General features: G+C 36.0%; 10 protein-coding genes. 9 read left to right on the top strand and 1 reads right to left on the bottom strand.

The annotated features are described in order from the left end of the window. The 9 genes from MKY20_RS24605 to MKY20_RS24565 all read left to right on the top strand — a co-directional run bounded on the left by MKY20_RS24605 (position 1) and on the right by MKY20_RS24565 (position 12,826). Complete coding sequence (locus tag MKY20_RS24605) at positions 1 to 945, top strand: DUF1702 family protein (RefSeq protein ID WP_009336729.1); 945 nt, start codon at positions 1 to 3, stop codon at positions 943 to 945. Further along, positions 933 to 2,825, top strand: coding sequence for a CRTAC1 family protein (locus tag MKY20_RS24600; RefSeq protein WP_009336728.1), 1,893 nt, complete (start codon positions 933 to 935; stop codon positions 2,823 to 2,825). The genes MKY20_RS24605 and MKY20_RS24600 overlap by 13 nt, the downstream gene beginning before the upstream one ends. Continuing rightward, entirely contained in the window at positions 2,826 to 3,728 is a 903-nt protein-coding gene (locus tag MKY20_RS24595; protein ID WP_009336727.1) for an RnfABCDGE type electron transport complex subunit D, read from the top strand. It begins immediately after the preceding gene. Continuing rightward, complete coding sequence (locus MKY20_RS24590) at positions 3,704 to 9,406, top strand: type I polyketide synthase (protein WP_009336726.1); 5,703 nt, start codon at positions 3,704 to 3,706, stop codon at positions 9,404 to 9,406. Before MKY20_RS24595 ends, MKY20_RS24590 begins: the two co-directional genes overlap by 25 nt. 2 nt (positions 9,407 to 9,408) lie before the next feature. After that, entirely contained in the window at positions 9,409 to 9,846 is a 438-nt protein-coding gene (locus MKY20_RS24585; protein WP_009336725.1) for an acyl-CoA thioesterase, read from the top strand. Next, positions 9,846 to 10,376 carry a hypothetical protein gene (locus MKY20_RS24580; protein ID WP_009336724.1) on the top strand — a complete coding sequence of 177 codons (531 nt, stop codon included), beginning with the start codon at positions 9,846 to 9,848 and terminating at the stop codon, positions 10,374 to 10,376. The genes MKY20_RS24585 and MKY20_RS24580 overlap by 1 nt, the downstream gene beginning before the upstream one ends. A gap of 19 nt (positions 10,377 to 10,395) precedes the next feature. Next, positions 10,396 to 11,214 carry a helix-turn-helix domain-containing protein gene (locus MKY20_RS24575; protein WP_050807857.1) on the top strand — a complete coding sequence of 273 codons (819 nt, stop codon included), beginning with the start codon at positions 10,396 to 10,398 and terminating at the stop codon, positions 11,212 to 11,214. A 58-nt stretch (positions 11,215 to 11,272) separates the two neighbouring features. After that, entirely contained in the window at positions 11,273 to 12,226 is a 954-nt protein-coding gene (locus MKY20_RS24570; protein WP_034298167.1) for a DUF6073 family protein, read from the top strand. Between the two features lie 111 nt (positions 12,227 to 12,337). Further along, the gene (locus MKY20_RS24565) at positions 12,338 to 12,826 is read left to right on the top strand and encodes an SRPBCC family protein (protein ID WP_009336721.1); all 489 of its coding nucleotides are present in this window, start codon (positions 12,338 to 12,340) and stop codon (positions 12,824 to 12,826) included. A 121-nt stretch (positions 12,827 to 12,947) separates the two neighbouring features. On the opposite strand, the gene xerS is transcribed toward MKY20_RS24565, so the two are convergent. After that, positions 12,948 to 14,069, bottom strand: a complete 1,122-nt coding sequence (xerS, locus tag MKY20_RS24560) for a tyrosine recombinase XerS (RefSeq protein WP_445293110.1) — start codon at positions 14,067 to 14,069, stop codon at positions 12,948 to 12,950. Positions 14,070 to 14,541: the final 472 nt, after the last annotated feature.

Below are 14,541 nucleotides of genomic sequence, written 5' to 3'. Positions count from 1 at the left end.
ATGTTCAGTCAACTTTTGAAAATTTCTTATGACAACGTTTTAGTCAAGAATAGGGGATTTCAAGTAAAAGAGAACCGTGTAAAAGACATACTTGAACAAATAGGAGAGACCTTTTTAGATGGATACCATGCAGTAGTAGAAGATCCGGTAAATTTCACAAATAAATTAGAAGTATTTCCTTCAGAGTTTAAAGGTTTTGCATATGAGGGAGCAGGTATGGCATTAAAACTATTAGATTTTTTTTATTTTAATAAAGGAAGATTCCAAGATTTCGCCAAACATGAGGGAGCTGCCCATTCATATATGCTTCATGTTGGAGCGGGCTGGAGTTATGCTAAGCTTCCTATGTTTCCCAAAAGAGATTTTCAAAAACAACATCCAATTTATAAATGGCTCATTGTAGATGGGATGGGATTTTATTTTGGTTATTTTCACTGGGATAAGCTTAAAAATGGAATGAAAGCTCCTGGAAAGATAAAAAGCGGCTCGTATATAGAAAATGCTTTTTTTCAAGGAGTGGGCAGAAGTTTATGGTTTGTATTTGGAGCCAATATAGAAGCGGTGTCTGCTACAATAAACAGTTTTCCAACCAATTTACACAACGATTTATGGAGTGGAGTAGGACTGGCATCAGCTTATGCCGGGGGCTTAAAGCATGCAAGCTACAGTGATATCAGAAAGCTTGCGGGTGACAATTTGAACGCTTATATGCAAGGGGTAGCATTTGCAAACACAGCACGTATAGAAGCTTCTACTCCAGCAGCCCATACAGCCATTACTAGTTTAGCCATGTGTAACATGAATCCAGTTCAAATATCCAGTTTAACTTATTTAGCACTTGAGGAAGCAAAAAAACTTAATAATCAAACTCCAATTTATCAAAATTGGAGGGCTATTTTACAGCAACATTTAGCGAAAGGAGTACCAGTTAAATGCTCACAATAAATTCAACCATAAAAAAGTTTATAGCAATTATGATCAGCACCATGTTATTACTTGCTGTCTACTTTTCTAGGGATAGCGAGGCTGTTGAAAATCAAATTGAATTTAAAGAAATGGTGATAAATGGAGATTTAGGACACGAAGATAAAAAGTTAATTCGAGAAGTCAATCCTAATTATCGCAATATTCAATCCTGGATTTCGTCAGTTGGTGCTGCAGTAGCTATAAATGACATTAATGGGGATGGTTTTTCTAATGATTTGTGCATGGTTGATCCACGTTTTAACAACGTCACAGTTCAATCTTTAAAAGGTGACTATGAGAAATTTCAGCTTGAGAGTACAACTAATCAAACTGTTGCACCAATGGGGTGTGTACCTGCAGATATAAACGAGGATGGGCATCAGGATATAGTTGTTTACTATTGGGGAAGGTCACCCATAGCATTTATTCAAAAAGAGACAACCGCTCCACTTTCAAGTGAATCCTTTCAACCAAAAGAAATTGTTGAAAATGTTGAAATGTACTCAAACGCTCTTACTTTTTCTGATATTGACGGTGATGGTCACTTAGATATGGTGGTAGGAAACTATTTTCCAGATTCTTCAGAGGTACTAAATAAAAATAGTGTTAAAAAGCCATTAATGCAGGATTCAATGTCACAAGCATTTAACGGGGGCAAGAATCGGATTTATTTATGGTCAGAAAATCAAGGTGATTATTTGTATAAAGATGTTTCAAGCCAAGTCCCAGATGAACTATTAAGTGGTTGGACATTAGGAATAGGTGCAGCTGACCTTAATAAGGATGGGTTACCGGATATTTATGCTGCCAACGATTTTGGCCCGGATAGATTACTATTGAACAAATCACAGCCTGGCAATATTGATTTCAAATCATTGACAGGGAAGAAAGATTGGAAAACACCTAGATCAGAAATATTAGGTTTGGATTCCTTTAAAGGCATGGGGGTTGAATTTGTAGACCTAAATCGAGATGGTTGGTTAGATATCTTGGTAAGTAACATAGCAGAAGAATATGCTCTAATGGAATCTCACTTTGCCTTTATCAACACTGGAGAGTGGGAACAAGCTGAGAAAGGGATTGCTCCATTTGAAAATCAAAGTGTTGAGTTAGGTCTAAATAAGAGTTCTTGGGGATGGGATATTAAATCTGGTGATTTTAACAATGATGGTAAAAATGAAGTCATACAAGCAACTGGTTTTATCCGGGGAGAGAAGGAAAAATGGCATGAGCTACAGGAATTAGCAACGATCAATGATGAGCTTTTAAAATACCCAAACTCATGGCCAAAGTTTTTACCTGGTACAGATATAAGTGGAAAAACTGAAAATGCCTTCTTTGTTCAGAATACCAAAGGCAGGTATGGTAATCGCTCTGATGTCTTTGGCAGTAGTGAAAAGAAAGTAGGTCGCGGAATTGCAATAGCTGATGTAAATGGTGATGGATTATTGGACTTTGCTTTAGCTAATCAATGGGATCAATCTTCTTTTTACCTTAATAAATCAAAAAATTCAGGTAATTTTATAGGTTTAGAAATTGCATATTCAACATATCAAAATCAAGATTCCCTAAAAATCACAGAAGGTAAAGAATCGACTAAAAAGCGACATGCAGTTGGTGCTTCTATAGAAGTGTACCTACCCAATAATGAAATACTTCTAGCTGAGGTCGATGGGGGAAGCGGACATTCCGGTAAAAGAAGTCATGAAATTCATTTTGGGATAGGAGACATTAAGAAGAAAAAGTATCCTGCTCGCATTAAATGGAGAGATGTAAATGGTGTGCTTCAAGAAAAAAACATAGAAGTAACACCAGGATGGCAAACGATATGGCTACCTATGGAAAAGGGGGGAAAATAAATGAGTCCACGTATAAAAGCGTTGCGAGCCTTTGGAACAGCCATAACAGTCTTAAATATCTTAGGGCATACAGTATTGGGATTTGAGCAATCCTTTATTCAGCTTCTTACAGCTGTACTCACAGCTTATTTAGTAGAAGTAATTATTGAGTTTGCAGATTCAAAGGTGAATAATAGAAAACCGGCTTACCATGGAGGGTTAAGTAATAAAATCGATTTTCTAATACCTGCACATATTTCAGGCCTTGCTATAGGTATGCTTGTGTATGCGAATAATGAAGTCTTGCCATTTGCTTTTGCAGCATCAATAGCTATAGTAACAAAAACAATTTTCCAAGTTAGTATTCAAGGAAAGAAAAAACATTTTCTAAATCCATCTAATACAGGCATAGCGTTAACGTTACTGCTGTTTCCATGGATATCAATCGCGCCTCCCTATCATTTCACTGAAAATCTAAAGGATGAATGGGACATTATTTTCCCTTTAATTATATTGATTTTAGGATCCATGCTAAATATTCGTTTAACTAAAAAAGGACCTCTTATTGCTGCGTGGCTTGGTGGATTTGTTCTTCAAGCCCTAATCCGAAGTATCTTTACTGATATTTCTTTAATTAGTGCTTTACTGCCAATGACAGGTCTTGCATTCCTTTTGTTCACCTTTTATATGGTAACAGACCCTGGGACTACGCCTTTCGAAAGAAGGAATCAAATAGTATTTGGTTTCTCAGTTGCTGCAGTATACGGTGTCCTCATGTGTTTTGATGTTGTATTTACGCTTTTCTTTTCATTATTTATTGTTTGCCTGGTGAGAGGTTGTTATCACTTCATTAGATCTTTAATAAGTCATAAAAACCAAAAAGTAGAGGAGTGTAGGGTATGTGCAAAGGAATTGCAATTGTAGGCATGGCATGTGAGTATCCAGATGCCAGTAATCCAAAAGAGTTATGGGAGAATGTCATTTCTAGAAGAAGATCTTTCCGTAAAATTCCTAAAGAACGCTTGAACTTGAAGGATTACTTTTCAACAGATAGGAGTCAAATAGACAAAACATACTCTAATAAGGCTGCACTAATCAAAAATTATTCATTTGATAGAGTGAAATTTAAAATATCAGGTCCAACATATAAAAATACCGATCTTACACACTGGCTGGCCCTTGATGTCTCTGAGCGAGCTATTAGAGATGCAGGATTTAATGACTTAAATATACCTAAAGACAGAACAGGGGTTTTAATAGGGAACTCTTTGACAGGAGAATTTTCAAGAGCCAATATCATGGGACTTCGATGGCCTTATGTTCAAAGAGTGGTTGAAAGCATATTAGAAAAAGAGAATGCTTTTGAAGATCGTTTAGATGAAGTACTTGGATATATAAAAAAGGAATATTTAAAAGCATTTCCAACAATTAATGAGGATACTCTTGCAGGTGGCCTTTCCAATACAATAGCAGGCCGGATTTGTAATTATTTCGATTTAAAAGGTGGAGGATATACAGTAGATGGTGCTTGTAGTTCTTCTTTATTAGCTATTACAAAAGCATGTTCAGCTCTGGAAAATAACGAATTAGATTTGGCTATTGCTGGTGGAGTTGACTTAAGTATCGATCCTTTTGAGGTATTAGGTTTTGCGCGAAATGGTGCCTTAGCTAAAGACAATATGCTTATCTATGACAAAGATTCAAATGGTTTTTGGCCCGGTGAGGGATGTGGGATTGTTGTTTTAATGAGAGTTGAAGATGCAATTAATGGGGGGTTCAATCCTTATGCAGTTATTAAGGGCTGGGGAATCTCCTCCGATGGTAAAGGCGGCATTACTAGACCAGAAGTTGACGGACAGGTCCTAGCATTAAGTAGAGCTTATGAGAAAGCAGGTTATGACCTAGATAGTGTTCCTTATATTGAAGGGCATGGAACGGGCACAAAATATGGTGATGAAACTGAACTAAGGACGGTCTCTACATTAAAAAAGAATAACAAACATTTATCCTATATTGGTTCAGTAAAAGGGAATATTGGCCATACCAAAGCAGCTTCGGGTGTTGCTGGTTTAATTAAAACAGTTATGGCACTTTCTCATCAGGTTATTCCACCGGCTACAGGCTGTGAGAATCCAAATCCTGAGTTCTTAAATGAAAAGTCTAAATTACAGACAACCTCAGTTCCTATTCTATGGCCACAAAATCTGCCTTTACGTGCTGGTGTAAGTGCAATGGGATTTGGTGGGATTAATACCCACATCACATTGGAAAATCAAACCGGCTTAAGAAGAAAAGAGATGGATTACCAGAATGTAGGTTTAACTTTTGATCATGAGATTTTTGTTTTTGGCAATTCCGATATAAATGGATTAATAGATGAAATCTCTTCTTTAATGAATGAGATAGAATATATGTCCTTAGGGGAATTTGCGGATTTTTCTAGTCATTTATTACGAAACAACCGAAATAGAGATTACCTTCTTACAATCGTTGCAAAGGATCCCGAAGATTTGTACGAAAAACTGAAATTGGCAATTGAAAAAATAAAACAAAAAGATATTTTTCTATCACCAGAGAAAGAGATATATTTTGGTTCAAAATTAATGTTAAATCAAAAAATGGCATTTTTATATCCTGGGCAGGGTTCACCAATAGCAAAAAACTTAGGGGTTATTGGTGATCTTGATTCTAGCTTAAAATTTGAGGACCTAGAGGAAGATTTTCTACCTAAAGCTAGGGAAAATACTCATTTAGCACAACCGCTAATCACTGCGATGGGAATAGAGGGTACTCGTTTTCTAAATAACCTGGGAATAGAGGGTGACTTTGGATTAGGACATAGCTTAGGGGAACTGACTGCATTGGCTTGGGGACAAAGTATTTCTACTGACACTCTTTACCAGCTATCCAAGGAAAGAGGAAAGTTAATGGAGAGTACACCTCAAGGCATTATGTTTTCCACTAATGCGCCGCTCGAGGTAATCGATATAGCAATTAAGAATGAACATATAGACATAGCGGCTGTTAATCATTCCGAACAGATTATCTTATCTGGAGACGAAGATAGTGGAAAACGAGTTTTGAAAAAACTTGAAAGCAAAGGGTATTCCAACACTGTACTTAAAGTAACCAAAGCATTCCATTCAAGTTTAATGAAGGGGATAAGAGAAAAATTTGAGTATATCTTGAAGAGGACAGAGATAAAGCAGCCAAAGAAGAAAGTCGTCTCAACAGTTTCTGGTGAGTTTATAAAGGAACCAGCAGAAATTCGTTCATTATTAAAAAAGCAACTAACAGATCCAGTAATGTTTCAAGACGCTGTAAATTCAATTGAAAACCAAGTGGATTTATTTGTAGAGATAGGTGCTGGATCGACATTAACCAGTATTGTTAATCGGATAACCAAGAAACCTGTTTTATCGCTAAATATTGGAACTAATAGTGTACGTAATATACTCAATATTTTGGCTGCTTCGATTGCAATAGGTAAGGAAATTAATCTTTCTACATTCCTTAACGGGAGAAAAGTAAAGGCTTATGAAAAGGCAACGAGCTTTTTTGTAAATCCATGTGAAACGGTCCAAGAGGCATCTCTAGTGGTGGCAGACAAAAATCAAGAAGATGAGACTGTTGAAACTAGCACCTTGGTTATAAACAAAGACCGTGAAACATCAATTGATATATTAATTCAAATTATCTCTGAGAAGACTGAGTTACCAATTAATGCGATAAAAGAAAACGCTCGTATGCTTGATGATTTGCATCTTAACTCAATTTCTGTAAGCCAAATTATTGTGGAAACTGCCAAAATCCTAGGCAAGGTTGCACCAGTTTCGCCAACTGATTTCGCAAATTCTACCGTAAAAGAGATAAGTACTTACTTTGACAATGATAGTAATAACCATGAAGAAAGCAACCTCGATCAATATCCAGGTGTTGATTCTTGGATCCAATCATTTCAAGTGAAATGGAAAGCCGAGTCGCTAATAGACATGGTGATAAAAAAGGGAAAAGGAAAATGGACCTCTGTAACAAATAACGAATTGGCGATTAAGCTTTCAAAGCAACTAAATAAAACCAACATCGGAAGAGGAATTTTAGCATATTTCGAAGATCCAAATGATAAAACGATGGTTTGGAAGCTTGTAAAAGAGCTCCAAAAAAGTAAAGAACAACAAAGGCTTGTCATTATACAAAATGGGGATGGATTAAAGTCTTTTGGGAAGTCATTTTACCTTGAAAATCCCAATTCAACTGTTTGTATTATTGATGCAAAACTAACTGAGAAGAACCTTCCGCTTATATTAAAAGAAATTCAATCATCTGATGGTTTTGTCGAGGTGAAATACACTTCGAAAAATGAAAGAAGAGTTCCATATCTAAAGGTTAAACCGGTAACACGGAAAGAAAAGAACACTACATTAAATGAAGGAGATGTACTCTTAGTAACCGGTGGAGCCAAGGGAATTACAGCTGAATGTGTGAGACACCTTGCTAAAGAAAAAAGAGTTAAATTAGCCATCTTAGGAAGGTCAAAAGTTACAAATGACAGTGAAATAGCCAAGAACTTAAGTCTACTCGTTCAACAAGATATTGAATTCAAATATATAAGTGCTGATATTACAAACCCAGACTCTGTTTCAGAAGCTGTTTTAGATATTGAAAAAAACCTGGGAACAATCAGAGGAGTAGTCCATGCTGCAGGGATTAATAAACCTAAAGCCATTTCAGATTTAAATTATGAAGATTTAGAGATTACGATTGATACGAAAGTTTTAGGTTTGAAGAATGTTTTAAGCAGCATCCCAAACAAGGACAATTTAAAACTGTTAATTACGTTTGGATCGATTATTGGTCAATCCGGGATGCAAGGAGATGCTCATTATGCGATAGCAAATGAGTTGCTTAGGAAAGAAACAGATATGTTTTCTAAGGAGTTCCCACATGTAAAGGCTTTCTGTATTGAATGGTCTATATGGGAAGGTTTAGGGATGGGAAATCGAATTGGAACTTTAGATCAGTTAAAGAGAAAAGGAATCCAGCCATTAACAATTGATCAAGGTACTAAATATTTTATGCATTTAGTTAATCACGAAGTAAATTCATCCAGTGTAGTTAGTGCCAGCAGATTAGGTGGGTTGCCTACAATCTCACTCGGACGCTCCGAGGATATTCAGTTTGGGCGATTTTTAGAAGACCCACTAATAGAAATTGATGGAGTGGAACTTATTACACAAGCAATACTTGATCCTGAAACTGACAAGTATTTGAATGATCATATACTTGAACATCAGAAAATATTCCCGGGTGTAATGGCTTTAGAAGCAATGTCTCAAATCGCTAATGCGCTTTTAGGGAAAAAGGGAATGGTTCCGACCTTTAAAAATGTAAGGTTCAATCATCCAATTGTAGTAAATGATATCGGATCTAAAATTAGAATCTGCGGCCTGGTAGATGGAATCAATAGGGTAAAAGTGGCCATTAGATCTGAAGACACAAATTACTCAGTTAATCATGTCGAAGGTATATGTCAATTTGTAAGAAACGTTCAACTTACAGAAGAGAAGAGTCTTGATAAGGTTATTCTCCTAAAAGACTACCGACCAAGACCATCTGAAGACTTATATAAACACGTATTATTCCAAAAAGGTGTATTTAAAAATATTGAAGAAATCAACTACCTCTCTTCAAAGAAGAATATGTCGCTTATTAAAAATGTTAAGAGAGAGAAGTGGTTTGGTGGATTCCTACCTAATAACTTGATTACAAAAAATATAGGAACAAGAGACTCTATTATTCATTCATTGCAGGCATCATATCCTTATCAGCACCTCATACCACTTTCGGTTAAGGAGATAAAAATTAAGCCGGGAATGGAACTTCATAAGCATATTAAAGTAGTTGGAAATGAAATTGAAAAGAAAGATGACATATTAACCTTTAATATTCAAGTCAGTTCTTTAGATGGCACCGTAATAGAAACTTGGGATTCATTAAAGCTTAAAGTTGTAGGTAATGAAATCGGCATTAAGACATGGAATCCATTTCTTCTAGGCCCTTATTTAGAAAGAAAGCTAGATGAGATGATTCCTGAAGGAAATATCCAGGTGTTTTTGGATTCTAATTCCTTAAAAAAACAACAAAGTATGTTCGCTAAACAAATGGTGTCTAATGCTAAAGAAGTAAGGAAGCGTTTAGATGGAAAACCTATTGTTTCAGATGACCTCTCCTTATCCGTTTCTACTATGGATCATTTAGTTTTGGCCGTTTCTAACACTAAGAATATTGGATGTGATGTTGAAAAGGTTCAAAAGCTGCCAAATGAGATATGGGAAGATATGTTGGGTAAAAAACATCTTCAACTAGCAAGCTATTTATCAAAAACATTAAATGAAGATTTAAATACAACTGCCACTAGGGCTTGGACGATATTTGAGTCTATTAAGAAGCTAGGTTTGCCAGATCATCAACCAATTGTATTTAAGAGGGTAAGCGGGAACATGGTAGAGTTGGAGTCCGGTTCAGTTACTATAGCTACCACTTTGGTAGAAATCAGAACTGTCAACGAACCAGTTGTAATCACTATTGCAGCGGAGGTATAAATATGAACTCTTTCAATCTTGAACATATTGTTAGTTTTGAGGAAACGAACTTAGTTGGAAATGTGTATTATGCCAATTATGTTCGTTGGCAGGGCAAATGTCGGGAGATGTTTCTTAAAGAGTATTCTCCAGATGTTTTAAAGCGGCTGAGTGAAGGCTTGTATCTAGTCACTACCAAGGTTTCTTGTGAATATTTATCAGAACTATTTGCCTTTGATCGTGTACAGATTCGTATGTACTCAGGTGGTACATTTCACAATAAGGTAAAAATGAAATTTGAGTATTGGAAGATGGACGAGAATTCTAAACTTACGGAATTGGTCTGCAGGGGAGAACAAGAGATTGCGTGTTTGCAGAAACAGGATAATGGCACCTTAACGCCTATTGCGGTCCCTGACACTTTTTACAAGGCTTTAAAAAAATTCGAGGTGAAAAAATAATGAAAAATTTCATTGAAAAATGCAATACGGATTGGCATAAGCGATCTCTTTATCTCTATGCAATTATTGTTTTGGGACATTGGCTAGAACATATTTTTCAAGTCGTTCAAATACACTCCTTTCATATGGAGACTCATCACGCAAATGGATTTTTAGGAATGTATGCCCCTTGGTTAGTAAAATCTGAGTGGCTGCATACTGGGTATGCCTGGTTAATGATTATCGGTTTAATCATATTAAGAAAAGGATTTATGGGACTTTCAAAAAGTTGGTGGATTTTATCGCTAACCATACAAGCCTGGCATGTGGTTGAACATAGTTTACTATCGTTCCAAGCTATTACTGGCATTAGTTTCTTTGGATATGATAGTCCTACTAGTGTTCTGCAATTAATCATCCCAAGAGTAGAGTTACATTTATTCTATAACTCCATCGTGACTGTTCCGATGGTTATCGCGATGCTGACACATATGTTTCCTTCCAAGAAAGTACGAGCCAATATGAAATGTACTTGTGCCGTTAAATTTTAATAAAGAAGGATGATAAACCTTGAATTCCACTTCTATAACCAACCCAAAAACAGAAGCAATAACTCATAGTATTAGAAATATGAAAGAGAATTTCTATGATGATAGTTTAGACCTCACACGAATTGCAGAATCTGCTAATTTAAGTCCATGGCATTTTAATAGAGTGTTTAAACAAATGGTAGGTATCCCTCCAAAAAAGTATTTAATGGCTCTTAGATTAATTGAAAGTAAAAAGCTATTATTGGAGTCTGATTGGACCTCAACGGATATCTGTTTTGAAGTAGGCTATAACAGCTTAGGTACTTTCACTTCCAAATTCTCTAAAGAGGTAGCTGTTTCTCCTAATAACTTTAGAAAGAAAAAGGACAATAAGTCTTCTTCCTTCGAAGGTATTAGTTATGGGGAAGGTCGTTATGGAAGCGTTCAAGGTCAAATAATAGTTCCTGAGAATTTCTCAGGAACTATTTTCTTAGGTGCCTTCACTTCAGCACTTCCTTCAGGTATACCTTCTTCATGCTGTGTAATTAATACAGATTCAAATACAGAGTTCTTACTTCAAGATTTACCGATCGGGAATTACTATATATTTGCAGCTGGGTTTAATCATCAAGTTCTTGCTGATAGTGTTCTAGCTTCCCAAAACTTTTTAAGAGCTGGATACTTTAAATCCATACAGATAACTAAGAAGCAAAAAATATCTCTAGAGTACGGTTTGGAATTGCGTTCTGAACAGGAGACAGATCCTCCTCTACTTGCATCTTTACCACATATATATGAAAAAATTATTGAAATCATGAAAGATAGCAATTTTGAAGAAACAAAGGTTTTATCCAGTTGATAAACTTAAATTACCAAATCGCGATTGGTACAAAAATCTTTACTTGGAGGAATGAAAAATGAAATACACTCTTCACTTAACAATGACTCCTTTTGTTGGTCACACACTTAATTCTCAAGAAGCCACTCAGCTCATTACTTCGCTTGTAGAATTCACTAAAGATGTTGAAGTAGGGTATGTTAATGCCGGAAATAGAGCAGCAACACTTGTAATTGATACAGAGAATCCTCAAGATCTAATTAAAAAAGTTGTTCCTTGGTGTATTGTTACTGGAGAACATCCAAACGTTGAACCTGTAGTAGGATGGGATGATTTTGTACAGTCTCTTGCAGATATTTCTGGCGTGGATCTGCAGCAAATTAAAAGCAATAATGGTGCTCCAGATGGGTGCTGCTCTTCAGCGAAAAACATTTCAGAATTGAAGCCTTTCAGTATGCCAGTTGGTGGTGAAGATCTTCTGGAATTTATGGCATGGGATACAATCGAGGTTCCAGGTGTAGGAGAAGAAACCATTGAGCTGAAAGGAACTTATCAGATTGAAAGGCAGCATCCAACTTCTTCCGATTGGAATGAAGCAGAAATCGACATTAAAATGAAAAAATTAGATGTAAAAGGTGTTAGTGAAAGACTTGGTAGAGTTGAAGTTTCTACAAATAATGAATTTCAACAGTCGCAAGGAAGAGTCCAGAAGGGGACAGCCTTTACAGATATCCCAACAGGTGGCGCAAAATTGTGTGAAATGAATAACTTTGCAAAGTTTAATCTACCAGATTTGGGATTAACCGCGTTCAATAAAGAGCCTATCGAATTAAAGCATACAATTACTCATGTCCCTCCAGTTGGACAGGGAGGAGGCACAGGTAATGTCAGAATTCCATTGTTTAATGTGGAAGATCCGGATGGCGAACCGGTTGCTTATTTAAAAAAGGTAAAGACACACATTGGAGACTTCTGCAAAGGCCATTCCGAAGAAGAAAAAGAAGCAGGACATCAGCATAATCACCAACATTGATTATCGTAGTAAAATAGTACCTTTTGTAAAATTCTAAAAATTCTTTATAGCAACCTCCCTCCTGAAATGGTAAAATAAGTTAGTGTTTATCTACCATTAGGAGGGATTTTTTTGTCTACTACATCTCAAAATAAGGTTCTATCAAAAGATGTTGTAATTAATGCACCATTATCTTTGGTTTGGCATGCATGGACTATATCAGATCGTGTTTCTAAGTGGTTTGCTAGTGATGCCATCGTAGAACCTAAAGAAGGCGGAGCATTTGAACTTTACTTTGAACCAGGTAACACTACTGGTATGTGTACAAAAGGTTGTAAAATAGAGAAACTCATTCCTCAACAAGAATTAAACTTTCAATGGAAGGGTCCTGATCAATTCGATGAATTTATGAACCATGGTGAATTGACACTGGTACAAGTAAGCTTCAAAGAAGTTGATGAAAATACAACAGAAGTAAAAGTAAACCACACTGGTTGGAAAAATGGAGAAGAGTGGGATCAAGCATATAAATGGCATGAGATGGCCTGGTCCGGTGTATTAAGCAGTTTAAAATCTTCTCTTGAAAAAGGTGAAGGTGAGCTCTGCTGCCAACCAGAATAATTTAAAAAAAGAAAAAAAAGCCCCATAAATACATTTTGTATTTTATGAGGCTTTTTTCACACTAGTAGGAATATCTCCATCGTTTGACTAGTTTACATTATTTAATCCCCAAAATGGATATCTATTTGTTCTTTCTTCGCTTATCCAACAACTCTGAAGCTAACCTTTGTTTTTCCCTTGTTGTGTTTATATACAAAAGAGAAATATCAGATTGAGTGTGGCCTAACTGATTCATGATTAAAGGGATGTCACCGCCGGTTTGCTCCGCTAAATTAGTCGCATACGTATGTCTAAGTTTATGTGGGGACATACGCTTATCAAAAGACTTAGTGTATTTATAAACGATATCTTCAACTGCACGGTTTGTAAGCGGTTGTGGAGTACCCTTTAAGTTTTTCACAAAAATATATTCATTTTCACCGTCGCCAGCTTTATATTTTTCTTTTCTAACCTCTAAATATGCCTCGACATCTTCAAGAGAGGATGGAGTAATAGATACAGTATCTTTTTTCCCTCCTTTTCTAATAACGCTAATCTCTTTAGCACTAAAGTCTATATCCTTAATTCTCAAATTTGTAAGTTCATTTACACGAATTCCACTACCCAAAAATAGAGAAAGGATTGCGAAATCTCTTTCTTTGTCCCGCTTGAAATACCTCATTTGAGCAGGGGATAGGGAAGCTGCATACTCATTTTGAACATATTCTAGAAAATCTACATCCTTGTCCTCAATAAAAATCTTATCTGTAATTTTCTTTGCCCGTTCATTCAATGTCTCTGATACCTTCTTAATCGGAATCTTCTCCATCACATTTCTTTCAAAATATGGCTTTCCAGCAGAGACCTCAGCTTCAACTGTCAGGTATTTAAATAATGATCTAAGGGATGATTTATGCCGATTTACCGTCTTTGTGTCTATTTTCTTCGTCTCATTGTCCTTTTTAGAAACCTTGTACTTTTTCCTGGATATAAACTTAAAGTAGTTATTAGCATCGTCAAGCGAAAGGAACTCTAATGTACCAACGGATATATCCTTAATTGAATCGCATGTGTCGATTCCTTCAGCAATTAACCAGCCGAAAAACTCCTTAAAATCTCTAACATAATTAAAAAGGGTTAGAGGGGAGCGAATGTCTAATTTGTCATCAACATATTTTTCGACGAACTCTGGCATTTCTTTTAAAAGGACTTCTAAGCGCTTTTCATAATACTCATGTTGTTTTGTTATTGCCAAGAGGGACACCTCACTTAAAAATAATAGAGGAGGTTCCCACCTCCGGTGTACGAACGAATATACGTATGACGCAAAAAACACTTTCAAAAATTTTGTTAAGAAGGTGTTCAAACCCATGTTATATAAGGGTTTGGCATTTTTTTAATTATATCATATTTAACCTTAAGAAGGATTAACGCATTTTTATGTAATCCAACCCCCTAAAGAAATACCATCAAGCATTTACCGTATTCTTTTCTTTCAAGTATTTTTACCTTTTATTGGCGGTGGAATTGGTGGTATTGTAACCGTTCTTTGGTTTACTTTAAAGACAAAATGAGATAAATAATAGAGATAGAAGACCGGTCGGTATGCATTAAAACGAGATCATGTGCTCTCGTTTTTTATTTAGAAAAAAGATTGTCCCGACTAAAAACATACTATATATACGTATAAGAACAAATATTCTGTACTATATATTGATATATTAGAAATGTCATAG

Source organism: Cytobacillus sp. FSL W8-0315, assembly GCF_038002905.1.
GTDB classification, from domain to species: domain Bacteria; phylum Bacillota; class Bacilli; order Bacillales; family Cytobacillaceae; genus Cytobacillus; species Cytobacillus pseudoceanisediminis.
Note: the sequence above shows the minus strand (reverse complement) of the source record. Positions and strands in the feature narration are given on the sequence as shown.